The organism is Polaromonas sp. SP1 (genome assembly GCF_003711205.1).
GTDB lineage: Bacteria > Pseudomonadota > Gammaproteobacteria > Burkholderiales > Burkholderiaceae_C > Polaromonas.
The window spans coordinates 3,085,099-3,109,577 of the sequence record NZ_CP031013.1 but is presented as its reverse complement, the minus strand read 5'-3'; the positions used below and the strand labels follow the sequence as shown (position 1 = coordinate 3,109,577).

The 24,479-nt window shown below is 63.2% G+C and carries 22 protein-coding genes and 2 tRNA genes; 5 read left to right on the top strand and 19 right to left on the bottom strand.

Annotation, left to right across the window (positions count from 1 at the left end; genetic code table 11):
* Positions 1 to 86: 86 nt before the first annotated feature.
* A complete protein-coding gene (locus DT070_RS14790; protein WP_122956092.1) occupies positions 87 to 1,061 on the top strand; it encodes an NADPH:quinone oxidoreductase family protein in 975 nt (324 codons plus the stop codon).
* Positions 1,062 to 1,109: 48 nt separating this feature from the next.
* On the opposite strand, the gene DT070_RS14785 is transcribed toward DT070_RS14790, so the two are convergent.
* The 7 genes from DT070_RS14785 to DT070_RS14755 all read right to left on the bottom strand — a co-directional run bounded on the left by DT070_RS14785 (position 1,110) and on the right by DT070_RS14755 (position 6,623).
* Positions 1,110 to 1,604: a surface-adhesin E family protein gene (locus DT070_RS14785; protein WP_122956091.1), complete on the bottom strand. Its 495-nt coding sequence runs from the start codon at positions 1,602 to 1,604 to the stop codon at positions 1,110 to 1,112.
* 193 nt (positions 1,605 to 1,797) lie between these two features.
* Positions 1,798 to 1,873 (bottom strand) — tRNA-His (locus DT070_RS14780).
* Positions 1,874 to 1,909: 36 nt separating this feature from the next.
* Complete coding sequence (locus tag DT070_RS14775; RefSeq protein ID WP_122956090.1) at positions 1,910 to 3,850, bottom strand: SurA N-terminal domain-containing protein; 1,941 nt, start codon at positions 3,848 to 3,850, stop codon at positions 1,910 to 1,912.
* Between the two features lie 89 nt (positions 3,851 to 3,939).
* A tRNA-Val gene (locus DT070_RS14770) sits at positions 3,940 to 4,015 on the bottom strand.
* Between the two features lie 17 nt (positions 4,016 to 4,032).
* Entirely contained in the window at positions 4,033 to 4,305 is a 273-nt protein-coding gene (locus tag DT070_RS14765; RefSeq protein ID WP_007874140.1) for an HU family DNA-binding protein, read from the bottom strand.
* 269 nt (positions 4,306 to 4,574) lie between these two features.
* Positions 4,575 to 5,681, bottom strand: coding sequence for a tartrate dehydrogenase (locus DT070_RS14760; RefSeq protein WP_122956089.1), 1,107 nt, complete (start codon positions 5,679 to 5,681; stop codon positions 4,575 to 4,577).
* Between the two features lie 63 nt (positions 5,682 to 5,744).
* Positions 5,745 to 6,623: an alpha/beta fold hydrolase gene (locus DT070_RS14755; protein WP_122956088.1), complete on the bottom strand. Its 879-nt coding sequence runs from the start codon at positions 6,621 to 6,623 to the stop codon at positions 5,745 to 5,747.
* Between the two features lie 133 nt (positions 6,624 to 6,756).
* Here DT070_RS14755 and DT070_RS14750 point away from each other — a divergent pair, with 133 nt between their 5' ends.
* The gene (locus tag DT070_RS14750) at positions 6,757 to 7,734 is read left to right on the top strand and encodes a LysR family transcriptional regulator (RefSeq protein ID WP_122956087.1); all 978 of its coding nucleotides are present in this window, start codon (positions 6,757 to 6,759) and stop codon (positions 7,732 to 7,734) included.
* Here DT070_RS14750 and DT070_RS14745 read toward each other — a convergent pair.
* From DT070_RS14745 to uvrC, 3 genes are all read right to left on the bottom strand, one after another.
* The gene (locus DT070_RS14745) at positions 7,679 to 8,557 is read right to left on the bottom strand and encodes a DMT family transporter (protein ID WP_194965997.1); all 879 of its coding nucleotides are present in this window, start codon (positions 8,555 to 8,557) and stop codon (positions 7,679 to 7,681) included. The genes DT070_RS14750 and DT070_RS14745 overlap by 56 nt on opposite strands.
* A 61-nt stretch (positions 8,558 to 8,618) precedes the next feature.
* Positions 8,619 to 9,185 carry a CDP-diacylglycerol--glycerol-3-phosphate 3-phosphatidyltransferase gene (gene pgsA, locus DT070_RS14740; protein ID WP_122956085.1) on the bottom strand — a complete coding sequence of 189 codons (567 nt, stop codon included), beginning with the start codon at positions 9,183 to 9,185 and terminating at the stop codon, positions 8,619 to 8,621.
* A 93-nt stretch (positions 9,186 to 9,278) separates the two neighbouring features.
* Complete coding sequence (gene uvrC, locus DT070_RS14735; RefSeq protein WP_122956084.1) at positions 9,279 to 11,273, bottom strand: excinuclease ABC subunit UvrC; 1,995 nt, start codon at positions 11,271 to 11,273, stop codon at positions 9,279 to 9,281.
* Between the two features lie 42 nt (positions 11,274 to 11,315).
* On the opposite strand from uvrC, the gene earP reads away from it, so the two are divergent.
* The 3 genes from earP to DT070_RS14720 all read left to right on the top strand — a co-directional run bounded on the left by earP (position 11,316) and on the right by DT070_RS14720 (position 14,108).
* Positions 11,316 to 12,458, top strand: a complete 1,143-nt coding sequence (gene earP, locus DT070_RS14730) for an elongation factor P maturation arginine rhamnosyltransferase EarP (protein ID WP_122956083.1) — start codon at positions 11,316 to 11,318, stop codon at positions 12,456 to 12,458.
* A gap of 117 nt (positions 12,459 to 12,575) precedes the next feature.
* Positions 12,576 to 13,130 (top strand): elongation factor P, encoded by a 555-nt coding sequence (efp, locus tag DT070_RS14725; protein ID WP_092126478.1) that lies wholly within the window; start codon positions 12,576 to 12,578, stop codon positions 13,128 to 13,130.
* 114 nt (positions 13,131 to 13,244) lie between these two features.
* Entirely contained in the window at positions 13,245 to 14,108 is an 864-nt protein-coding gene (locus DT070_RS14720) for a TIGR00730 family Rossman fold protein (RefSeq protein WP_122956082.1), read from the top strand.
* Positions 14,109 to 14,117: 9 nt separating this feature from the next.
* On the opposite strand, the gene DT070_RS14715 is transcribed toward DT070_RS14720, so the two are convergent.
* The 9 genes from DT070_RS14715 to DT070_RS14675 form a co-directional block, all read right to left on the bottom strand.
* Positions 14,118 to 15,314 carry an MFS transporter gene (locus tag DT070_RS14715; RefSeq protein WP_122956081.1) on the bottom strand — a complete coding sequence of 399 codons (1,197 nt, stop codon included), beginning with the start codon at positions 15,312 to 15,314 and terminating at the stop codon, positions 14,118 to 14,120.
* An 87-nt stretch (positions 15,315 to 15,401) separates the two neighbouring features.
* Complete coding sequence (locus tag DT070_RS14710) at positions 15,402 to 16,760, bottom strand: DNA recombination protein RmuC (protein ID WP_122956080.1); 1,359 nt, start codon at positions 16,758 to 16,760, stop codon at positions 15,402 to 15,404.
* A 75-nt stretch (positions 16,761 to 16,835) separates the two neighbouring features.
* On the bottom strand, positions 16,836 to 17,822 hold the full coding sequence (locus tag DT070_RS14705; protein ID WP_122956079.1) for a D-glycerate dehydrogenase: 987 nt from the start codon (positions 17,820 to 17,822) through the stop codon (positions 16,836 to 16,838).
* 28 nt (positions 17,823 to 17,850) lie between these two features.
* Positions 17,851 to 19,233: a sodium:proton antiporter gene (locus tag DT070_RS14700; protein ID WP_122956078.1), complete on the bottom strand. Its 1,383-nt coding sequence runs from the start codon at positions 19,231 to 19,233 to the stop codon at positions 17,851 to 17,853.
* A gap of 115 nt (positions 19,234 to 19,348) precedes the next feature.
* Positions 19,349 to 20,536 carry a nicotinate phosphoribosyltransferase gene (gene pncB / locus DT070_RS14695; RefSeq protein WP_122956077.1) on the bottom strand — a complete coding sequence of 396 codons (1,188 nt, stop codon included), beginning with the start codon at positions 20,534 to 20,536 and terminating at the stop codon, positions 19,349 to 19,351.
* Between the two features lie 103 nt (positions 20,537 to 20,639).
* Positions 20,640 to 20,987, bottom strand: a complete 348-nt coding sequence (locus DT070_RS14690) for an FKBP-type peptidyl-prolyl cis-trans isomerase (protein ID WP_092127293.1) — start codon at positions 20,985 to 20,987, stop codon at positions 20,640 to 20,642.
* A 93-nt stretch (positions 20,988 to 21,080) separates the two neighbouring features.
* Complete coding sequence (locus DT070_RS14685) at positions 21,081 to 21,719, bottom strand: ABC transporter ATP-binding protein (protein ID WP_122956076.1); 639 nt, start codon at positions 21,717 to 21,719, stop codon at positions 21,081 to 21,083.
* Positions 21,712 to 22,479, bottom strand: a complete 768-nt coding sequence (locus DT070_RS14680; protein ID WP_122956075.1) for an ABC transporter ATP-binding protein — start codon at positions 22,477 to 22,479, stop codon at positions 21,712 to 21,714. The genes DT070_RS14685 and DT070_RS14680 overlap by 8 nt, the downstream gene beginning before the upstream one ends.
* The gene (locus tag DT070_RS14675; protein WP_122957421.1) at positions 22,479 to 24,368 is read right to left on the bottom strand and encodes an ABC transporter permease; all 1,890 of its coding nucleotides are present in this window, start codon (positions 24,366 to 24,368) and stop codon (positions 22,479 to 22,481) included. The genes DT070_RS14680 and DT070_RS14675 overlap by 1 nt, the downstream gene beginning before the upstream one ends.
* Positions 24,369 to 24,479: the final 111 nt, after the last annotated feature.

Below are 24,479 nucleotides of genomic sequence, written 5' to 3'. Positions count from 1 at the left end.
AAGGCGCTGCTGTTGCGGTTTTGGCCACTTCCCTGGCCGCTGTCATTCGGCGCTGCTACTACACCCTTACTCACCGGAGACACCTCATGCAAGCCTGGCTTTGTGAAAACCCCACGGGCGTAGACGCCCTGAGCTGGAAAGAGCTGCCCACGCCGCAGCCCAAGGCCGGTGAAGTCCTGATCGAGATCAAGGCCGCCAGCCTGAACTTTCCCGATCTGCTGATCGTGCAGAACAAGTACCAGATCAAGCCGCCGCTCCCCTTTGTGCCGGGCTCGGAGTACGCCGGCGTGGTCCAGGCGGTGGGAGAAGGCGTCAGGCACCTTCAGGTGGGGCAAAGCGTGGCCTGCCTCTCCGGCACCGGCGGCTTTGGCACACACACCATCGCGCCGGCAGCCCTGTGCATGCCCCTGCCCGCCGGCTTTGCGCATGTCGATGCGGCCGCCTTCATCATGATCTACGCCACCTCGTGGCACGCCCTGATGGACCGCGCACAACTGAAGGCCGGTGAAACCGTTTTGGTGCTGGGCGCCGCCGGCGGCGTGGGCACGGCCGCCATCCAGATTGCCAAGGCCGCCGGGGCCCGCGTGATTGCCGCCGCATCGACCGACGAGAAATGCGCCCTGTGCACATCGATCGGTGCAGACGCCACCATCAACTACACCACGAAGAACCTGCGCGACGAGATCAAGGCACTGACCGAGGGCAAAGGCCCGGACGTGATCTACGACCCGGTGGGCGGTGATTTTTCCGAGCCGGCCTTTCGCTCCATCGCGTGGCGCGGCCGCTACCTGGTGGTGGGTTTTGCATCGGGGCCGATCCCTTCCCTGCCGCTTAACCTGACGCTGCTCAAAGGCGCGTCCATCGTGGGCGTGTTCTGGGGTGACTTCGCCAAACGCGAGCCCAAGGCCAACGCCGCCATGATGGCCGAGCTGGCCGGCTGGTATGCACAAGGCAAGATCAAACCGGTGATTGACCGCACCATGCCCATGGCCGAACTCAAGGCCGCGTACGCGCACATGGGATCGCGCGGCGTCAAGGGCAAGCTGGTCATGGTCAACTGAAACTGCGGCCCGCCACGGCCCGGCCGCACAAGCAAGCCTCGCGGCGCTTCAGTTATTGGTAGCGCCTTTTGCCATGCAGGCAGCCTTGATGATCCGCACATTGGGATTGTCCGCAATGTCCTTGAATACCATCGGGCGTATGTCGTCCGGGGCGTAGACGGCGACCTTGAAAGGCTGCCCGCGAAAGTCTGGGTGCGCGTAAAAAGACGCCTTCACATACCGCGCGGTTTGCTGGGTGCAATCGATCTGCACTTCCGTCTCGACCGAACGGAATTGGACGCCTTCGTTGGTGGTCCAGATTTTGGCGCGATTGATGCGCACCGGGATCACCCGCAGATCGTCCTTGATGTCGATGGCCGCCGGATTGACCTGGATGTAATGGTTGCCGGAATTGCCGGGGTCACCGGTGATCGTCAGCCACGTGTCGGCCGAAAACGCCCCTTGGCCCGCCAGGGCCATCACGGCCATCGCCAACAGTTTCATGACGGTGTTTCGGGCTGCCATCAGAAAACGCAAGTTGTGAAAGCGCAAGGTTTGGGGCAAGGTGGCTCCTGCGGTGGGGATCTTCAATTCCGGCTCAGGTACGGCCGGGATTCGACCCGGAAGCCGGCAACCGGACACATACCCCACCACTCTACGACTCTTTGGACCCTGCCCGGCATTTTGCCGCCTGTGTACGACATGCCAGCCAAAGCAAAAATCCCGCGAACCATGCGGCGCGCGGGATTTTAAATACTGGGGTGGCTGATGGGGCTCGAACCCACGACAACAGGAATCACAATCCTGGACTCTACCAACTGAGCTACAGCCACCGGAGCCCTAGATTATAGCGGGAAAGCTGCCAGTGTTTATCGCGTTGCGGCTTCTTGCGCGTTTGCCGCATCCGGCGCCGGCTTGGCCACCAGGATTTCGGCCTTGAAGCGCTCTTTCAAGCCGTTGTAATAAGCCAGGCTTTCAGCGGATGTCCACCACTGTGCGTACTGGTTGCGCTGTTGTTTGGCAGCCGCCTCCACCGGCACATCACGGGCCACGACTTTGTCCACCTTGACGATGGCGTAACCCTGGGTGCCCAGATCGACACCTGCAAAGCCCGGCAAGGCGGCCCCATCCACGCGCAACGCGGCATCGATCACCGGGGGCGGCAGCTGCTGCGTTTGCTCCCGCGACACAACAACAGGCGCCGACAGGCCGGTGGCGGACGCAGGGGCGGCCTTCCAGGCGGCCAGCTTCGCCGTGCCTTCCTTGCGGGCTTCTTCTGCGCCGCGCTGGGCCAGCCAGCGCTGGCGCACCTGGTCTTTGACCTCTGCGAAAGGCTGGGTGCGCGCCGGGGTGTGCTGCACAATCCGGCCCGAGACCAACTGGTTTGGCGCCACTTCAATAGCTTCCGTGTTGCGCTTTTTCTCGACGGCATCAGCGGCGAACAGTGCGCCGAGGAACTTCGGATTTGCCAGTACGCCGGTGGCGCCGGCCTCAGGCTGGCGCGTGACCCTGGCGGCCGACTTGATTTCCAGCTTCAGGCGTTCCGCGACCGGCTTGAGGCTGTCAGACTGCTCATAGACGCCATTGGTAAAAGCGTCCGCTGTCTCCGAAAACTTCTTCTGGGCCTGCTGCTTTTTGAGTTCGGCTTCCAGTTCCGGTTTCATTTCCTCGAAGCTGCGCTGCTTCGGCGCCTTGACGTCGGTCAGCTTGATCACGTGATAGCCGAACTCGGACTCCACGACGTCGCTGATGTCGCCCTTCTTCATCGAAAAAGCGGCATCCTCAAAAGGCTTGACCATGGAACCGCGGGCAAAGAAATCAAGGTCGCCGCCATTGGGTGCGGAGCCCGGGTCCTGAGAATTCTTGCGCGCCACGTCGGCGAAAGTGTCGGGTGATTTCTTCACCAGCGCCAGCAGCTCTTGCGCTTTCGCCCTGGCTTTTTCACGGTCGGCGGCAGGGGCGGTTTTCGGGGATGCAATCAGGATGTGGCTGGCCCTGCGCTCCTCGGTGCCGCTGAGCCGCTGGGCATTCTGTTCATAGTAGGTCTTGAGGTCCGCCTCATTGACCGTCAGGCCTTTCTTGATGGAGTCCAGGTCAAGCTGCACATACTCAATGCTGGCCTGTTCGGGCGCCTGAAAGAGCTTTTCGTTGGTCTTGTAGAACTGCTCAAGATCCGCATCCGTCGGGCTCAGTTTGGCGGCGAAGTCGGCAACACTGAAACGGGCCAGCTGGACTTCACGTTTTTCGAAATAGGCGTTCAGCGCCATGTCCGCAGCAGCGTTGGCGGAAAAGCCGCTGGCGCCAATGCCGACGAGCACCTGGCGATTGGACAGGTCGGCGCGCAGGTTGGCTTCAAACATTTCAGGGCTCATGCCCTGGTTGGCCAGCAGCGCGCGGTAACGATCCATGTCGAGGCTGCCGTCCGGGCGGCGCAGCGAGGCGATCTCGGGAGTCTGCTGCAGCTCGCGCGCCAGGCGCTGGTCGCTCGTGGCAAGTTTGAACTTGTCGGCTGCCGCCGCAATCACGCGGTCACGCACCAGCCGCTCCAGCACCGTATAGCGCGCTTCGGGGGAGTCCAGCAACTTCGGGTCCAGCGAAGGCATGGTGACGCGCAGCCTTTCAACTTCACGCTGGTGCGCCTGGTCCCACTCCGACTGGATGATGTCCTTGCCGTCGACCTTGGCAACCACCGCACCCTTGTCCCTTGACTGGTTGTAGCCGTCAAGGCCGAACAAAATAAAGGACGGCACGATCAGCAAAAACAGCAGCGCCATGGTGACTTTGGTGTGCTTGCGAATGAAATCAAACATCTCGAATTTCCTGTACGACTGCTTTACTGGCAAAAAAACCCCGCCCCAACAACAAAAAAGGCGAACCATGTTCGCCTTTTTTTCGTGGGTGGTGGGTGCTGACGGGCTCGAACCGCCGACCTACGCCGTGTAAGGGCGCTGCTCTACCAACTGAGCTAAGCACCCCACGTCAAACGTTCATCTCAGTTCAAAGCATCCTTGAGCGCTTTGCCCGGACGGAACTTTGGAACCTTGGCTGCCTTGATTTTAATCGCATCGCCGGTGCGCGGATTGCGGCCGGTGCGAGCAGCGCGTTTGCCCACTGCAAAAGTACCAAAACCCACCAGAGACACGGAGCCTCCTTTTTTCAGGGTTGTTTTCACAGCGCCAATGGTTGACTCCAGTGCGCGCGTGGCGGCAGCTTTGGAAATATCAGCATGCTTGGCAATGTGCTCGATCAGTTCGGTCTTGTTCACAAGGAGCCCCTCGTTGATAAAAAAAGTTAATCTGGTTGTCTCTAAAAAATATCTCCCGGGACACTGTGGTGAGCGTGTCAGCGGGAGCGGCATGTGCAGGTTTTCTGCTGATTCCAATTAGAGCCATGGACTTCTAACCTGTCAATACAGCAGCAAGTTTTTACAACGTGCGGAGGCGGATTCTAGACGCTTTTTTAACGCTTTCAGGACTTAATCGTAAGCATGATGTGTAATTTTCATGCTTGACAAAAACCGTCTTTATGGCGGTTTCAGGCCGCCGAAACAGCGGCCGCCACAGCCTTGCCGAGGTCCGTTGTGCCGGCATTTCCGCCCAGGTCCGGGGTGCGCGGCGCGCCGCTTCCGGGGCTCAATACCTTTTCAATCGCGGCAAGGATGCCGTCGTGCGCATCCTTGTGCCCGAGGAACTCCAGCATCATCGCGCCGCACCACATCTGCCCGATGGGGTTGGCGATATTGCGGCCGGCAATGTCGGGCGCCGAGCCGTGCACCGGTTCGAACAGCGAGGGGAATTTGCGCTCGGGGTTCAGGTTGGCGCTGGGCGCGATGCCGATGGTGCCGGTACAGGCCGGCCCGAGATCGCTCAGGATGTCGCCGAACAGATTGCTTGCCACGACCACATCGAAAAAGTCGGGCCGCTGCACAAAGTGCGCCGTCAGGATGTCGATGTGAAATTTGTCCAGCCGGATGCCCGGATAACTTTTGGCCATCTCGGCCACGCGCTCATCCCAGTACGGCATCGAAATGGAAATGCCGTTGGATTTGGTGGCGCTCGTCAAATGCTTTTTGGGCCGCGACTGCGCCAGCTCGAACGCAAACTTCAGCACGCGGTCTACGCCAATGCGGGTGAAGACCGATTCCTGCAGCACAAACTCGCGCTCCGTGCCGGGAAAAGCCCTTCCGCCAATACTCGAGTATTCGCCCTCGGTGTTTTCACGGACGATGTAAAAATCTATTTCGCCGGGCTGGCGTGCGCTGCCGTCACGCCGGACCACCGGCGCAATGATGCCTGGCATGAGCCGCGCCGGCCTGAGGTTGATGTACTGGTCAAATTCGCGCCTGAACAAAAGCAGCGAACCCCACAGCGACACATGGTCGGCGATCTTCTCGGGCCAACCCACGGCGCCGAAATAAATCGCGTCGTGCCCGCCGATCTGGTCCTTCCAGTTGTCCGGCATCATCTTGCCGTGCTTTTCGAAGTAGTCCCAGCTTGAAAAGTCAAAGTGGTCAAACTGCAAATCAATGCCGTATTTGACGGCCGCGGCCTCGAGCACACGCACGCCCTCCGGCATGACCTCTTTGCCGATGCCGTCGCCTGCGATGACTGCGATGCGTTTTTTTCCGGTGCTCTTGCTCATGATGGTCCTTTTGGATTGGGTTGAATGGGGTTGACCGCGATGGGCCTGTTGAGGGCCGTTGATTCAGGGCTTGAAAAAATCCAGTGCTTCGGCCAGCAACAGCGCCGGCGCTTCTTCTGCGATGTAGTGGCCGCATGGCAGGCTCCGGCCCGAAACATCTTTCGCGCGGTCGCGCCAGAGACTCATGACATCAAAGCATTGGCCCACCGCGCCATGCTGGCCCCATAACACCCGCAGCGGTTGCGCCAGGCGCAAACCGGCCGCGACGTCCGTACGGTCGTGCGCCAGGTCGATGGTGGCGGAGGCCCGGTAGTCTTCGCAAATGCTGGCGGCGGTGCCGGGTATCTGCGCACAGCGTTCGTATTCAGCCAGCGCGGCAGGCGCAAAAGCCGCCAGGCCCGCATGGCGCTTGCCCATCACGCTGCGCAGATAGCGCACCGGATCGGATTCGATCAAGGCCTCGGGCAAAGGCGGCGGCTGGATCAAAAAGAACCAGTGCCAGTAAGCGCGTGCAAAAGCGTCCGAGGTGTTGTCGTACATGGCCAATGTCGGGGCGATGTCCAGCAACATGAGACGCTCGACTGCAGCCGGGTGGTCGAGCGCGAGGCGATGCGCCACCCGCGCGCCGCGGTCGTGGGCGAGCACCTGAAAGCGGTCGAAGCCATAGGCTTTCATGACAGCCATGGCGTCCTGCGCCATGGCGCGCTTTGAATAAGCCTGATGCTCCGCGTCACCGGCGGCCCGGACCGAATCCCCGTAACCGCGCAAATCCATCATCACCACGGTGAAACCCTTGGCCAACTCACCGGCCACGGCATGCCACATCACATGGGTTTGCGGGTGCCCGTGCAGCAACAACAATGGGACGCCGCTGCCACCTTGCAGCGTACGCAGCTTTCCCGCGGGACCTTCCACGTCGCGTGATGAAAAACCTTCAAACATCGATTGCCCTTGATTCTCTTGAGGCACTGCTTGCCCGCCGCCATGCACGTTTGATCATGGCGCCAATTCTGTAGAAGATACGGTTTTGATTCAAGCAATAATCCGGCAATCGATTATTTCCTTTTAGGCACAAATGGAACGCAGCGACCTTGAACTTGTCCTGGCGGTTCGCGACGGCGGAAGCCTGAGCGCGGCCGCACTCGCCCTCGACGTGGCGCCGCCGGTCGTGACCAAACGGCTTGCCGCCCTGGAAGCCAAACTGGGCCAGCGGCTCTTTCAGCGAACCACGCGGCGAGTGAGCCCCACGGCCGAGGGAGAGACGGTATGCGAACGCGCACAAGTCCTGCTGCAGGGCTTCACCGCGCTTGAGTCGGAACTGCAGGAGCGCAAAGCGGAGCCGACGGGATTGATCCGCCTGGCCGCGACCTTCGGGTTTGGCCGCCTGTGGCTGGGGCCGGCGCTCGCCAGCTTTCAGGAGCGCTACCCGCGCATCGAAATCCAGCTGCAGCTCACCGAGCAGTTGCCCGATCTTTCGATTGATGGGTTTGACGGCGCCATCTGGCTCTGGTCGGTGGAGGGCAAGCAGGCGGCGCAATGGGTGTCACGGCGGCTGGCACGCAACCAGCGCGTCCTCGTGGCCTCGCCCCGCTACATCAAGCAGCACGGCGCGCCGGCCAGCCTGGAGGCGCTGCAGGACCACGCCTGCCTGATCGTGCGGGAGAACGGCAACACCACGGGCCGGCGTTTTGATGTATGGCCCTTGCACAGGGAGCGCGACAAGGCGCCGGCGCGCGTGCGGGTGCACGGCCCGCTGTCCAGCAACTCGGGTGAGCTGGTGCGCGACTGGTGCCTGGATGGCCGCGGCATCATGCTGCGCAGCCTCTGGGACATCGCGCCCCAGCTTGCGTCAGGTGAACTGGTGCGCATGCTGCCGGCTTATTCCATGCCCGATGCCGACATTCACTGGTTGGCGCCCTACCATACCGATCAGCCCAGGCGCATTCGCCTGCTGATCGACTACCTGGTGGCGCAGTTCCAGAGTACGCCCTGGAAAACTACGCGGCCTGCGGCTTCGCGGGCCGCACCACGAGGCTCACGCCCAGCGCCGTGAGGGCGGTGCCGACCACCGTGGTCACGGTGATGGGCTCATCAAATAGCAGCCATGCCATCAGGGCGGTGGTGGGCGGCACCAGGTAAAGCAGGCTGGTGACCGACGTTGCCGCGCCGCGCTGGATCAGCAGGTACAGCAACGAGCTGCCGCCCAGCGTGAGCGCCAGCACCGACCAGGCCATGGCGCCCAGAAAGTGGACATTCCAGGTGATGGCCTCGGTTTCGAACAGCGCCAGCGGCAGCGTCACCACAAAAGCGGCCGCCAGCTGGATCACATTGGCCGTGCGCACATCGGTGGGTTTCATGAAGCGCTTTTGATACAGCGTGCCGGCGGTGATGCTGATGAGGGCGAACACGGTGCAGGCCAGTGTCAGCGCCGTGACCTCGGTGCCCGTGCCGAATTTGCGCGACACCACCAGCAGCAGGCCGCCCAGGCCCAGCGCCAGGCCGGCCCATTGGCGCTTGCTGACTTTGGCGCCCTCCCCTGCATCACTTCCTTGCGCGATCCACGACACCCACAGCGCCGTGAGTACAGGTTGCAGGCCCACGATGAGCGCCGTCAAGCCCGAGCCCATGCCGGCTTTGACGGCCACCCAGACACCGCCAAGGTAGGCCGCATGCATCAGCACGCCGGTCACGGCCAGGTGCAGCCATTGCTGACGGCTTTGCGGCCAGGCGGCGCGGGCCAGGGCGATCCAGACCAGGAAGCAGGCGATGGACAGGAAATAGCGGATGGCCAGGAAGGTCAGCGGCGGTGCGTAAGGCAGGCCGTACTTGGCAACGATGAAACCGGTGCTCCAGATCAGGACGAACACGGCGGGCATGGCCCGGATCAGCGCACCGGGAGAAGATGAAGAACTCAAGACTCGGCTTTAAAAGACAGGGCTATTTGGCGCGCGCCCGGATTTCCGGAATGGCTTTTTGCAGGTAATAAATCATGGACCACACCGTGAGGATGGCGGAGATCCAGATCAGCCAGGTGCCCCACAACTGCGTGTCGATCACGCCAAACAAGGTGCCGTGGAACAGCAGGAAGGGGATGGCCACCATCTGCACCGTGGTCTTGACCTTGCCTAGCATGTGCACCGCCACACTCTTGGTGGCGCCAATCAGCGCCATCCATTCACGCAGCGCGGAGATGGCGATCTCACGGCCGATGATGATGAGCGCGACAAATACATCGGCACGCTGCAGGTGGACCAGCACCAGCAGGGAGGCGCAAACCAGGAACTTGTCGGCCACCGGATCGAGGAAGGCGCCGAAGGAGGACGTCTGGTTGAGCTTGCGGGCCAGAAAGCCGTCCAGCCAGTCGGTGGCGGCGAAAACGACAAACATCACGGTCGCAATCAGGTTGCGGTCCGTCGGGGCGATGTTCAGGTAGAACACCCCCACGATCAGCGGAATCGCAACAATGCGGGTCCAGGTCATCAGCGTGGGGATGGTTAAAAACATGCGCTGATTTTGGCATGAGCCGCACCATCCTGCCGGATGGCGGTGCAATGCGCACCAAAACGGCGGTTTCCGTTGCTCAAATACGTCTGGCGTTCAATGCAAGGCGCGGTAGATTTCTTCGGCCAGGTCTTTCGAAATACCGTCCACCGTGGCAATGTCTTCGGCGCTGGCCGACGCGATGCCGCGAATGCCGCCGAAGCGCTGCAGCAGGCTGGCCCGACGCTTGGGCCCTATCCCAGCGATGTCTTCAAGCTTGCTGCCGCCCACCCTCACCTTGGCGCGTTTGGCCCGCATTCCGGTGATGGCAAAGCGGTGGGCTTCGTCGCGGATCTGCGCAATCAGCATCAGCGCGGCCGAATCCCGCCCTAAATAGACCTTGTCGCGCCCGTCGGCAAACACCAGCTCTTCCAGGCCGACCTTGCGGCCCTCGCCCTTTTCAACGCCGGCAATCAGCCCCAGGTCCAGGCCGAGCTCTTCAAACACCTCGCGCGCCATCGATACCTGCCCCTTGCCGCCGTCGACCAGCACCAGGTCGGGCAGTTTGGCCTCGCCGTTGCGCGCGGCCTCGGCCAGGCGCGTGTAGCGGCGCGTCAGCACCTGGCGCATGGCGGCGTAGTCGTCGCCGGGCGTGATGCCTTCGATGTTGTAGCGGCGGTACTCGCTGTTGACCATCTTGTGCTCCTGGAACACCACGCATGAGGCTTGCGTCGACTCACCCGCCGTGTGCGAGATGTCAAAGCATTCGATGCGCAGCGCATCCAGGTTGTCGAGCGGCAAATCCAGCGCCTCGGCCAGCGCACGCGTACGCGCCTGCTGCGAGCCCTGCTCAGCCAGCAGCCGCGCCAGTTGCAGGCCGGCGTTTTTCTGCGCCATCTCCAGCCAGATGCGGCGCTGCTCACGCGGCTGGTGGATGGCCGTGACCTTGGTGCCGGTCTGCGCGCTCAGCGCCTCCATCAGCTCTTTGTCGACGGGCTCGCTGCACACCAGGGTGGGAGGAACGGGCACGTCGATGTAGTGCTGCGCGATAAAGGCTTCAAGCACCAGCGCCTCCAGCGACTTGCCTGCAACGGCGGGCACGGGCGACACCGCAGCGCCTTCACCGCCTGCCCCGGTTTGCGTGGCTTGCCTTGCATCCGCATCCATTTCCGCATCCAGCGCCGCCACATCGGTCGCGTTCTCCACATGGCTCGGGAAGTACGCCCTGTCGCCCAGGTGGCGGCCGCCGCGCACCATGGCCAGGTTGACGCAGGCCTTGCCGCCCTGCACCTTCACCGCCAGGATGTCGACATCCTTGTCGCCGCCGATTTCCATGGACTGCTGGTGCAGCACCTTGGACAGCGCCGACATCTGGTTGCGCAATTCCGCCGCCTGCTCAAATTCCAGTTTGTCAGCATGCGCCAGCATTTTTCGCTCGAGCTCGGTCAGGATGTCCTGCGCCTGACCTTGCAAAAACCGTTCGGCATTGGCCGTGTCCAGCGCATACTGCTCGGGCGACACATGCCCCACGCACGGCGCGGAGCAGCGTTTGATCTGGTACAGCAAACAGGGCCGGGTGCGGTTGTTGAACACCGTGTCTTCACAGGTGCGCAGCCTGAAGACTTTTTGCAGCAGCAAGATGGTGTCTTTCACCGCCCAGGCGCTGGGGTAAGGGCCGAAGTAGCGGTGCTTTTTCTCGACCGCACCGCGGTAGTAGGCAATGCGCGGAAAGACGGCGGCCGTGGGCGCTGCGCCTTCCTCCGGCGCGCGTGCGCCCGTCAGCTTGAGGTAGGGGTAGCTCTTGTCGTCCCTAAACAGGATGTTGAACTTCGGGTTCAGCGTTTTGATCAGGTTGTTTTCCAGCAGCAGCGCTTCGGCTTCCGAGCGCACCACCGTGGTTTCCATGCGGGCGATCCTGGTCACCATGTGGCCGATGCGCGTGCCGCCGTGGTTCTTCTGGAAGTAGTTGGAGACCCGCTTCTTCAGGTTGCGCGCCTTGCCGACGTAAAGCACACCGCCTTCCGCGTCGAAGTAGCGGTACACGCCGGGTAAGGCGGGCAAGGCGGCGACTTCGCTGAGCAGTTGGGGGTCGAATTCGTGGGCTTTGGTCATGGCTAAAAGTATGCAACTGGCCGTATTGTGGACAATCCTTTCATGAATCGCCGCCAGTGGGACATTTTTTGCAAAGTCATCGACAACTTCGGGGACATTGGCGTGTGCTGGCGCCTGGCTTGCGACCTGGCCGCGCGCGGGCACAGCGTGCGCCTGTGGGTGGACGATGCTGCGGCGTTGGCCTGGATGGCGCCCGCAGGCAGCGAGGGCGTTCAGGTATTGCCCTGGCCGCGAGACGGCACGCCGCTGGACTTGCAGGCAGCGGGCTTTGCCCAACAACCGCCCGACGTGCTGGTTGAAGCCTTCGGCTGCGAAATTGCCCCTGAATTCATAGCAGCCTGCGCAAGCAGCATGAGGGCTACAGGCCTGAAACCCGTATGGATCAACCTCGAATACCTCTCCGCCGAAGCCTATGTCGAGCGTTACCACGCCATGCCCTCGCCCGTGCAAAGCGGCCCGGCGGCGGGCTGGACCAAGTGGTTTTTCTACCCGGGCTTCACCGCCCATACCGGCGGGCTGCTGCGAGAGCCCGGCCTGCAGGAGCGCCAGGCGCGCTTTGACCGCGCCGGCTGGCTCAAGGCCCAAAACATCCCGTGGCGCGGCGAAACCCTGGTCTCGCTGTTTTGTTACGAGCCGCCGGCGCTGGAGGCCTTGCTGGCGCAGCTTTCCCGGCACGGCCTGCAGGGCAACCCGGTACGCTTGCTGGTGGCAGCCGGGCGCGCCGCCCATGCGGTGCGGGCCATCGTTGAGGGTGAAAAAGGCCTCCAGCCCATACAGGACAAGGGGAGTCTGCTATCAATTTCATACCTCCCGCTGCTGGAGCAAGCCGGGTTTGACCACCTGCTGTGGGCTTCAGACCTGAACTTCGTGCGCGGCGAAGATTCTCTGGTGCGGGCGCTCTGGGCCGGTAGGCCTTTCGTTTGGCAAATTTACCCGCAGCATGACGATGCCCATCTGGCCAAACTGCAGGCCTTCCTGGACATGCTGCAGGCGCCGCCCTCACTCAGGGCCTTTCACGCCGCCTGGAACGGTAAAACCGCTCCGGCGCCCGCCGCAGGCGGCCTCGGGCCCATGCTTGCCGACTGGCCGGCCTGGCAGGCGGCGGCGCTGGCTGCACGCGGGCGCCTGACGGCCCAGGACGACCTGGTGAGCCGATTGCTCGGCTTTGTGGCAAAAAAACGCTAAAATCGTAGGCTTTGCGGATCAATCTGAAGATCGACCCAACCTGGGCGGCCCGCACAACCCGCCGCGGAACCTGCACACCGGTGCAAGCGTTTAGCGGCCTACCTCAGTGAAACTGCTATGAAAATCGCTCAAGAAATCCGCGCCGGCAACGTCATCATGCACGGCAAAGACCCCATGGTGGTGCTCAAGACCGAATACAGCCGCGGCGGCCGCAACTCTGCCACCGTGCGCATGAAGCTCAAAAGCCTGGTCGCCAACTTCAACACCGAAGTCGTGTTCAAGGCCGACGACAAGATCGACCAAATCGTCCTGGACAAGAAGGACTGCACCTACTCCTACTTCGCCGACCCGCTGTATGTCTGCATGGACTCCGAGTTCAACCAGTACGAAGTCGAAGCCGAAAACATGGGCGACTCGCTCAACTACCTGCAAGACGGCATGGAACTGGAAGTCGTGTTCTACGACGGCAAGGCCATCTCGGTCGAGCTGCCCACCAGCGTGCAACGCGAAATCACCTGGACGGAACCCGCCGTCAAGGGCGACACCTCCGGCAAGGTCCTCAAACCCGCCAAGCTCGCCACCGGCTTTGAAATCGGCGTGCCGATTTTCGTGGCACAGGGCGATGTGGTTGAAATCGACACCCGCACCGGCGAATACCGCAAGCGCGTCTAAACGCACCCGCTCCGGCTCCCCCCAAAAAAGGCTCCTCACGGAGCCTTTTTGCTTTGTGTGAGCCGGTGCTCCGTCCAAAGCCTCACCGTCATCTTGATCGTTGACAATAAGCGCATGGAACAAAAACAAGACCTCTCCGTCAGCCGCCTCGCCAACGCCTGGGCCGAACTTCAAGCCCATGCCAGAGAAGGCACCCCGCTGGAAGCCGACGCGTCGCGACTGGCCTTTGCCGACCCAGAGTTCTTGCTGCGGCGCGAAACACGCGGCATCCGCTTTCAGCTGGAGCTCCTCAAGCCCGACCTCGAGCAGCAAGCCCACGGCATTGAAAACACCGTCGTCGTGTTCGGCAGCGCCCGGTTTCGCAGCGAAGAAGATTCCGTCACCATGGTGGCTGAAGCAGAAGCCACTGGCGACGCCGAAGTCATAGACCGCGCACGCAAACTGGCGCGCAACGCCCACTATTACGAAAAGGCCCGCGCCTTCGGCAAGCTGGTGGCGCAGTACAGTGAAAACCAATCGCCCGACAAGAAGCTTTTTATCTGCACCGGCGGCGGCCCCGGCATCATGCAGGCGGCCAACCGCGGCGCGCATGAGGCCGGCGGTTTAAGCGTAGGCCTGGCGATCGCCCTGCCCATGGAAGAGGCCGCCAACCCCTACGTGCCGCCCGAGCTGTCGTTCAAGTTCCACTACTTCGCGCTGCGCAAGATGCACTTCATGATGCGCGCAAAGGCGCTGGTGGTGTTCCCGGGCGGCTTCGGCACGCTGGACGAACTCTTTGAAGTCGTCACGCTGGTGCAGACCCGCAAGGCCAAACCGGTGCCCATCATTCTTTTCGGCAGCAGCTACTGGCAGCGCCTGCTCAACACCGACATGCTGGTGGAAGAAGGCGTGATCTCGCCCAACGACCTGAAGCTCTTTCAGTATGTGGACGACGCACAGGTCGCCTGGGACCTCATCAAGGACTTCTACCGCCTTTAACTTCAGGCTCTAGGTTTCAGGTTCGTGCCCGCCGTGCGCGGGCATGGAATCCTTGAGAAGCCAGGCCGCGCGCGAGCCGAGCCCCACCATGGTGCCGGTGGCCCAGAAAACCCCGGCAATCCCCACCAGTGCACCGGCCGAGCCAAACAACATGGGCATTACCACGCTGGAGGCATTGATCGCCATCAGCCGCAGCCCCAGCGCTTCACCGTGGCGCGCTTCCGGCGTGATCTGGTGCAGCATGCTCATCACCATAGGCTGCACCATGCCCAGCGCCAGCCCGAGCAGGATGGAGCACACGCCCATGCCGATGGCCGAATACATCAGCGGGTAAATGCCGAACAGCACCGCCGTCGCCAGCATGGAGGCGGCCAGCACCTTCCATTCACGCAAATGCGCCGCCACCAGCGGCATCACCATGCGGATCAGCGCCGCGGCTATCGCAAAAGCGCCTAGGATGGTGCCAATCACCGACGCGCTGATGCCTCTTTCAAACCCCAGCACCGGCACGACAAAGGTGTGCACGTCCCAGCAGGACGACAAGAACCAGTTCACCAGCATCAGGCGGCGAAACGTCGCCTGGCGCAGCAAGTCCCAGGCGCGGGGCTGCGGGCCGCCGCTGGCGGCGATCACCGGCGGCAGCTCGCGCGTCTTGCGCACCAGGAACCAGCTGGCGATCGGCAAAATCGCCATCAGCAAAAACGCCGCACGGTAGCCCGGCGTGCTGCCCGGCGAGGCGCCCACATGGTCGATCAGCAGGCCGGCCGAAAACGGCCCGATGAAATTGGACACCGCCGGACCGATGGAGAGCCAGCTGAACACCTGCCTCAATTGCAATGCGCCCACAGCAGCCCGGCCCACATGCCGCTGCAGCGAGATCACCGCCGCGCCGGTGGCACCGCCCGTCATCAGCGCCGCAAAACACATCACCGGGAAAATCGGGAAAGCCACCGCCGCCCCCGCGCCCAGCACGGCGGCAAACACGCTGTAGCTGATGGGGCGGCGCAGGCCGTGCCGGTCGGCAAAGCGGCCTGCGGGCAAGGCCAGAAAGACTTGTGTCAGTGCAAACAGCGCTAGCAACACGCCGACGGCCGCAGGGCTGTAGCCTTCGCGCAGCGCCAGCAGCGGCGCCGCCATGCGCGTGCCCGCCATGCACGCATGCAGGCAGATCTGCGCCACGATGAGGCGTGCGAGCTCAGGCGTCATTTCTTAAGCAAAAAGTGGCTCCAGCCCAATCACCACCTGCACTACCAGCTATTAATTTAATAGCATGGCCAGGCAACGCCATGACGCTCATTCGCCCAGCAGGTCGGTGTCGGCCACCGGCGGCAACAGGGATTGCGACTCGATTTCAGGCAGGGCCTCGACCTTGCGCAGCGCCAGCCGCATCTGCTTGGCACGGGTGTCGGCCTTGTCCAGCGTGTCGGAAGCTTTCGCGACCTGCTCCTTGATGCGTGCGACCCATTCGCCGTAGCGCTCGAACTCGGTTTTGACGGCGCCCAGCACCTTCCACACTTCGGAGGCCTGCTGCTCCAGCGCCAGGGTGCGAAAGCCCATGTGCAGGCTGTTGAGCATGGCCAGCAGCGTGGTCGGCCCGGCCAGCGTCACGCGGTACTGGCGCTGGATCGCGTCCATCAGCCCCGGGCGGCGCAGCACCTCGGCGTACAGGCTTTCCACCGGTAAAAAGAGGATGGCGAAGTCCGTGGTGTGCGGCGCGGCCAGGTAGTTCTCGGCAATGGACTTGGCTTCAGCGCGGATGCGCGCCTCCAGCGCCTTGCCGGCCGCCTCGACGGCAATCGGGTCCACCCGTTCATGCGCATCAAGCAGGCGCTCATAGTCGTCGCGCGGAAACTTGGCATCGACCGGCAGCCAGACCGGCGAGCCGTCGTCGCCGCGGCCCGGGAAGCGGATCGCAAAATCAACGCGCTGGCCGCTGCGCGGCTTGGTCTCAACCTGCTTGGCGTACTGGTCCACCGTCAGCACCTGCTCAAGCAATGCCTCAAGCTGGACTTCACCGAACATGCCGCGCGTCTTCACATTGGTCAGCACGCGCTGCAGGCTACCCACGCCCACCGCCAGCGACTGCATTTCACCCAGGCCTTTGTGCACCTGCTCGAGCCGGTCGGCCACCTGCTTGAAGCTTTCGCCCAGCCGGGCCTCCAGCGTGGTCTGCAGTTTTTCGTCGACCGTCTTGCGCATCTCGTCAAGCTTGGCCGAGTTGGTCTGCTGCAGTTGCGCCAGCTGCTGCTCCAGCGTTTCACGCACTTCCACCATGCGGCGCGCGTTCGATTCGCTGACGGACTGGAGCTGCGTGGTCAGGGTGTCCGACAGGGTTTTTTGCAGCAAGGTGAGTTGCTGCGCGAACGCGTCGATCTGCGCGTTTTGTGTGCGGATGGCTTCGGCGCTTTGCTGCACCAGCGTTTGCTGGAAGGTCGCAAACGTAGTGGCCAGTTCCTGGCGGCTGCTGCGCGAGTTGTCGCCGATCTCGCGGCGCAGCTCGCGCTCAAGCTTGTCGTGGCCAGCGGCCATGCCGGCCAGCAGCTCGACGCGGCCTGCGTCCGAAGGCGCGGCGGGCTTGCGCACCGCCAGCCAGACCAGCAGCAGCAGGTTGGCTACCAGCAAGGCCAGGGCGAAGATCAACCAGGGTTCCATGGGTGTGCGTGTCTCGATACTGGGTTGTTGTTTTGCGAGGAACTGCTTATTGTGCCGCGTCGATTGGACTGCTATTTATTTGATAGCGAGTACCGCAGGATTTAAGGGGGTCAAAGGTTTTTTTCCTCCAAAGAATGCGATCAGGTTGTCCGCCGCCAGGCTGGCCATGGCCAGGCGCGTGGGAATGGTCGCGCTGGCGATGTGCGGTGTCAACACCACGTTGGGCACGGTCAGCAGGTCTGGGTGCACCTTGGGCTCGCCCTCAAACACGTCCAGCCCGGCCGCAGAGATACGCTTGTCCTTCAGCGCCGCAGCCAGCGCCGCGTCGTCCACAATGCCGCCGCGCGCGATGTTGATCAGCGTGGCGGTCGGCTTCATCAGTGCCAGCTCGGCCGCGCCAATGGTGTGGTGCGAGGCCGGCGAGTACGGCAGCACCAGCACCAGGTGGTCGGCGGTCTTGAGCAGCTCTTCCTTGCCGACATAGCTGGCCTTGCATTCGGCCTCCAGCGCTGCGTCGAGCCGTGAGCGGTTGTGATAGATCACCTTCATGCCGAAGCCGTGGGCGCCGCGCTTGGCAATGCCCTGCCCGATCCGGCCCATGCCCAGGATGCCCAGCGTGGCGCCGTGGATGTCGGAGCCGGCGAACATGTCGTAGCTCCACTTGGTCCATTTGCCGGCGCGCAAGTAGTGCTCGCTTTCCGTCACGCGGCGGGCCGTGGCCATCAGCAGCGCAAAGCCGAAGTCGGCGGTGGTTTCGGTCAGCACGTCGGGCGCATTGGTGGCCAGCACGCCGGCTGCGGTCATCGCGTCGATGTCGAAGTTGTTGTAACCCACCGCCATGTTGGCGCAGATCTTCAGGCCCGGGCAGGCGGCCAGCACTTCGCCGTCGATGCGGTCGCCGCCGGTGGTGAAAGCGCCGTCCTTGCCTTTGAGACGCTCGGTCAGCTGGGCCTTGGACCAGGTTTCGTCGCTCTGGTTGGATTCGACCTCGAAATGCTGCTCAAGGCGGGCAATGACTTCGGGGAATACGGCGCGTGCAACGAGGATCTTGGGCTTGCTCATGGGTTTTCGCTTTCTTTCAATGAATGGCTTACTTGAACCAGATGAAGGTCATGACGATGAAAAGGGGAATCAGCACCGCGCCCGACCAGGCCATGTAGCCGAAGAAGCTGGGCATGGCCACGCCGCGCTCTTCGGCCACGGCCTTGACCATCATGTTGGGCGCATTGCCGATGTAGGAGTTGGCGCCCATAAACACCGCGCCGGCGGAAATAGCGGCCAGTGTCGGCGCCAGCGTGGTCATCAGCGCCGCCGGGTCTCCGCCCGCGGTGTTAAAAAACACCAGGTAGGTGGGCGCGTTGTCGAGAAAGGAGCTCAGCGCGCCGGTGGCCCAGAAATACATGGCCGGATCGGGCTGGCCGTCGGGCCGGGTCACTGCCGAAACGATGGCGCCGAAAGGCCCCTGCACACCCGCCTTGAGCATGGCGATGACGGGGATGATGGTCAGGAAAATGCCGGCGAAAAGTTTGGCGACTTCCTGCATGGGCCCCCATGAAAACTGGTTGTCCTTGTGCACGCCCGCCGGCGTCAGGCGCAGCGAGATAAAGGTGACCGCCAGAAGGCCGGCATCGCGCACCAGGCCCGGCAGGCCCACTTCCGTGCCAAACACGGTGATGCCCATCGGCGTCTTCCAGAACCCGCTGAGCAGCACCAGGCCCACCACCGCCGCCAGCAGCCAGAAGTTGGCGGCGCCGTCGAAGCCAAGGCCGCGGGTGTCGGGGGTCGGATCGACAGGAAGCACCCCCTCTTTGGCGTAGTACCAGCGGTCCAGCAGGTAAAAGATTCCAAGCAGGCTGCCCGCCAGAAACAGGGTTTCCGGAAAGATGTGGCTGACCGTCCAGAAGAAGTCGACGCCTTTGAGGAAGCCCAGGAACAGGGGCGGGTCACCCAGGGGGGTCAGCGAGCCGCCCGCGTTGGAGACCAGAAAGATGAAGAACACCACCACATGCGCCTTGTGCACCCGGTTGTCGTTGGCGCGAATCAGCGGCCGGATCATCAGCATGGAAGCGCCCGTGGTGCCCATAAAACTGGCCAGCACGGTTCCGATGGCGAGGATGGCGACATTGACCGCAGGACTGCCATGGAGGTTGCCACGGATGAAGATGCCACCGGCCACGGTGTAGAGCGCGACCAGCAGGATGATGAAAGGAAGGTATTCAGCCAGCAAGGCATGAACGAGGCTGGCGCCCGCGACAGCGGGACCAAACACGGCGGCAAACGGCAAAAAGAACGCCAGCGTCCATGCGGCAGAAATTTTGCCGAAATGGTGGTGCCAGAAAGACGCCGCCAGCAACGGCATCAAGGCAATCGACAGGAGAATTCCCGCGAAGGGAATGCCCCAGGCCCACGAGAGACTGCTGCCATCGATATCGGCCGCCCTCGACAGCACCGGCAAACACATCAAGGCAATCATGGCAACGCCGCGTGAAAATCCCACTACATCTCCTTTATTGACGGGAAAAGGCCGTACCGCCCCGGGTCCGGAGACCCTTCCCGAATGATTATTTTTTCCTCACGCCAAGCGGCATTCAGGCAATTTCGAACACCTGTCTCAGGTAAGCGAGGTATTTTTCGTCGTCGCACATGTTCTTCGAAGGCGTGTCTGAGAGCTTGGCCACCGGCTGGCCGTTGCAGCGGATCATCTTGATGACGATCTGCAGCGGCTCGTAGCCCAGGTCGTTGGTGAGGTTGGTGCCTATGCCGAAGGCCAGCTGGCAGCGCCCCCTGAACTGCTGGTACAGCTCGATGGTGCGCGGCACCGTGAGGCCGTCGCTGAAGATCAGCGTCTTGGTCTGCGGGTCGACACGGTTCTTGGTGTAGTGCGCCAGCATGCGCTCGCCCCAATCGAAGGGGTCGCCACTGTCGTGGCGGGCGCCGTCGAACAGCTTGCAGAAGTACATGTCGAAGTCGCGCAGGAAGGCGCTCATGCCGTAGACGTCCGACAGCGCGATCCCGAGGTCGCCACGGTATTCCCTGGCCCACGACTCGAAGCCGAAAACCTGGCTGTCGCGCAGGCGCGGGCCCAGCGCCTGGCAGGCCTGCAGGTATTCATGCGCCATGGTGCCCAGCGGCGTCAGGCCCAGCTTCATCGCAAACAGCACATTGCTGGTGCCGGCCAGCTGGCCGCCCGCCCCGGTGCCCAGCCGCGTCACCAGAGTGCGCAGCACTTCTTCATGCCAGGCCTTGCCGAAGCGGCGGCGCGTGCCGTAGTCGGCGATCTTGAGGGTACGCAGGCCTTGCGTCTGCAGCTCGCCGATCTTGGTCTCCAGGCGCTTGCGGCCTTCGGCCAGGTCGGCGTTCTTTTGCGTGTTGCGAAAGTAGACCTCGTTGATGATGGCCAGCACCGGGATCTCGAACAGGATGGTGTGCAGCCACGGCCCTTTGATCGACACATCGATCTCGCCCGAGGGCAAGGCGGTGACGGTGACGTATTTTTCGTTGAGCCGGAAGATGCCGAGGAAGTCGACAAAATCGCTCTTGATGAAACGCATGGCTTTGAGGTAAGCCAGCTCGGCGTCCTGAAAGCGCAGGTTGCACAGGCCGCGGATTTCTTCGCGTATCTCCATCACATACGGCGCCAGGTCGCCTATGCCCGGCGCGCCGGCATTGCGGCACTTGAACTTGTACTCCACCTCCGCCCCCGGAAACTGGTGCAAGACCACCTGCATCATGGTGAACTTGTACAGGTCCGTGTCTAAGAGGCTCGTGATGATCATGGAGAACGCTTGAGGGCCGCAGCGCGAAGGCGCCTTGGCGGTTAATCAGGTGAACAGGCCGGGCGCGATGGCCGCGCGCCAGCCTTCTTCAACTTGCGCTGGCTCAGGTGCCCAGGAAATCCACTTCGAACAGCAAGGTGGCGTTCGGCGGGATCACGCCGCCGGCGCCGCGTGCGCCGTAGCCCAGTTCCGCCGGGATGATCAGGCGGCGCGTGCCGCCCACCGACATGCCCTGCACGCCTTCGTCCCAGCCGCGGATGACCTGGCCGGCGCCGAGCGAGAACTCGAACGGCTGGCCGCGGTCCTTGCTGGAATCAAACTTGGCACCTTGCACGCCGTCGTTGTACAGCCAGCCGGTGTAGTGGACCTTGACATGCTGCCCCGCCTTGGCGATGGCGCCGGTGCCTTGCACGGTGTCTTCGTACTGCAGGCCGGAAGGGGTGGTGGTGATGTTGCTCATGGGGAGGTCCTTCTGAAGGAAATGAAAATGAGAGGATTGAAAAAAGGAAGGAGCAAAAAACGGGCGGAAACCGGTCTTTCGTCATCAACCCCTGACTTTACCCGCAACCAGCAAAACCAGCCTGTCAGCACGGGATGCCAGCAGCTGGTTTTGCTCGGCGACCAGAAGGCCCAGGCCTTCCTGCTTGAGCTTCAGGAGTGCATCGCGGATGGATTCGACCAGCACGGGCGCGATGCCTTCGCAGGGTTCATCGAGCAGCAGGATGCGCGGCGCCGTCATCAAGGTGCGGGCAATCGCCAGCATCTGCTGCTCGCCGCCGCTCATCTGCGCGGCGCGGCGCCCCAGCATGCCTTTGAGCGCAGGGAAAAGATCCAGCGCGCGCGCCTCTTGCGCCGATGCGTCGCGGCCGGCGGCGATGCGCAGGTTTTCGCGCACCGTGAGCTCGGTGAACAGCCGCCGGTCTTCGGCCACATAACCGAGGCCGGCGCGCGCGCGGCGGTGGGTGTCCCAGCGTTCGATCGGCTCAAGCTGCGTCTGCACCTGATAGCGGATATGACCTTCAGTACGCACTTCCAGCCCCATCAGCGACTTGAGCAGCGTGGACTTGCCCGCACCGTTCAGGCCCTGCAACACGACCAGTTCACCCGGCGCGACCTGCAGGGAGACATCGAACAGGGCCTGCGCCGGGCCGTAGAAGGCGTTGAGGTTGCGCACGTCAAGCATGGCTGGCACCTTCAACCCCTTCAACGGCAGTTTCACCCAGGTAGCGGCTGCGCACCACCGCGTCGCGTGAGATCTCGTCGAACGACCCTTGTGCGGCGAGCTTGCCTTCGATGAGCACCAGCACGTGGTCGGCCACGCCGGCCACGGCGTCCATGTTGTGTTCGGTGTAGAGCACGGTCATGCCCTGCCCCGCCAGGCTTTTCACCAGCTGCATCAGGCTGGCGCGCTCGGGCCCGGCCAGGCCGGCGGCGGGCTCGTCCAGCAGCAACAGTTGCGGCCCGGCGGCCAGCGCTATCGCCAGCTCCAGCCGCTTCTTGGCGCCATAGGGCAGGCTCAGCGCATCGTGGTCGGCCAGCGCCTCCAGGCCGGTTTGCGCCAGCAGCGCCAGCGCCGGCTCACGCGCCTGCCCATCCAGCGGTTTGAAAGCCGAAATGGCCCGCAGACCGCGCCGCGCCTGGGCTGCCAGCTGCACATTTTGTAGCACCGTCAGCGCCTCAAAGACCTGTGCCACCTGGAAGGTGCGCGCCACGCCATGCTGCAAACGGGCCTGCGGGCTCAGGCCCTCCAGCGCCACGCCTTTCCACGCGATATGGCCGCCGGTGAGCGGGTACTGGCCGGCAATGCAGGCAAAGGTGGTGGACTTGCCTGCGCCGTTGGGGCCGATCAAGGCCACGCATTGGCCCGGCTGCACCTCAAAGCTCACGCCGTCCACCGCACGGACGCCGTCAAAGTGTTTGACCAAATCCTGAACCTGCAGCATCAGGCGCCTCCTGTCTTGCGGCCGCGGCTGCGCAGCCGCGCCAGAAGCAACAACAGCCGGCCCACCAGTCCCATCAGGCCCGAAGGCGACGCCACCATGATCACCATGATGAAGACGCCCAGCAGGCCGCGCCAGTAAGTCACTTCGCGGCCCAGCTCGGCGCCGGCGTAAGTCAGCACCATGCTGCCCACCACGGCGCCCCAGAGCTGGTGCACGCCGCCGAGCAGCACAACCAGCAAGGCATCGACCGAGGTGGAAACCGCTGCCAGCGAGGGAAACACCGCGCCCTTGTGCGCGGCAAACAGGCCGCCGGCCAGGCCGGCCAGCACCGCGCTTTCCACAAAAATGCGGTACTTGAGCCAGCCCACCGCCAGCCCCGACGCCGACGCACGCATGGGCGAATCACGCAGCGCCTGGAGCGCGGCGCCCATGACCGAGCGGCCGAGGAAACGCAGCGCAAACACCGCCACCAGCGCCAGGCCGGCCAGCAAGGCATAAAAAAGCGGCCGGCCTTCGTCATCGACCAGCGTCAACCCGATCAGGCCGTTGTCGCCGCCCGTGACATAGATCCACTGCGTGGCCCCGGCCCAGATCACCTGCGCCAGCGCCAGCGACAGCATGGCGAGGTACACACCGCTGCTGCGCACCACCGCCGCGCCAAACACCGCCGCCACCGCCAGCGCCATGCCGCAGCCGGCGGCAAGCGCGAGCGGAAGCGAGGCGCCCCAGAGGCTGTGCGACAGCGCAGCGCCGTACGCGCCCAGCGCAAAAAAAGCGGCATGGCCAAAACTGACCAGGCCGCCCAGCGCCATCATCGATTGCAGGCTGATGCCGAAAATCATCAGGATCAGCGCGTCGGCGGCCAGCGTTTGCCAGTAGGGCCCGCCCGCCCAGGCAAGCCACGCCAGCGCCACAAAGGCGAGCGAAATCAGCGAAGAGCCCGCCGGCCCCATCTGCAGGCCGCGAAACTTCTGCACCGCTTCACGCACACCGCTGCTGTCCTGCGAAATGGCCTTGCCGTTCAAGCCTTGCGGCCGGAACACCAGCACCACCGCCATCGTCAGGAAGACGATCACCAGCGTGGCCTGCGGAAACACGCTGATGCCGAACGCATGCACCAGCCCGATCAGCAAGGCCGCGACAAAAGCGCCGCCAATGCTGCCCAACCCGCCCATGACGACGACGACAAAGGTCTCGACGATCACGTTCATGTCCATCTGCAGGTGCGCGGGCTCACGCGGCAGCTGCAAGGCGCCGGCCAGGCCCGCCAGCGCGCAGCCCAGCACCACGGCGCCCAGCATGATGGGGCGCGGGTTGACGCCCAGCGCGGCCAGCATGCCGCGGTCTTGCGTGGCCGCGCGCAGGCGCTGGCCAAACAGAGAACGCCGCAGCAACAGGTGCAGGCCCAGCCAGACCAGCGGGCCCAGCGCGATCATCGCGAGCTGGTAGACGGGGAAAAAGTCCTCGCCAATCTGCACCGAACCCTTGAGGCCCGGAAAGCGCGGCGCAAAAACTTCGTCGGGGCCAAAGCCCCACTGCATCGCGTCGTGCATCGCCAGCGTCAGGCCGAAGGTGGCCACCAGCTGGTAGAGCTCGGGCGCGCCGCTCATTCGCCTTAACAAGAAGAATTCGGCCACAGCCCCCGCCACACCTGCACACGCAGCTCCTAAAAGAATAGCAAGGAGGTACAGCGGCGCGCTTTCGCCCCAGGCCGGGAACCAGTGCGTCACCCAGTGCGCAGTGAACAATGCGCCCAACATGAAGAAGCTGCCGTGCGCAAAATTGACGATCCGCGTCACGCCGAAGATCAGCGTGAGGCCCGCCGCCATCAGGAACAGCGTGGTCGCGTAAGACAGCCCGCCCAGCAGCTGGACCACGGAAAAGGTCACGCCTTCAATTCCGTACAGGAAGGGAAGGCGCAGCAATTTTCCGCCGGGCCGCCCCAAGGAAAATTAACCCCCGAGGGGCTGGAGCCTGCGGCTCCAAACCTGCTTGAGCAG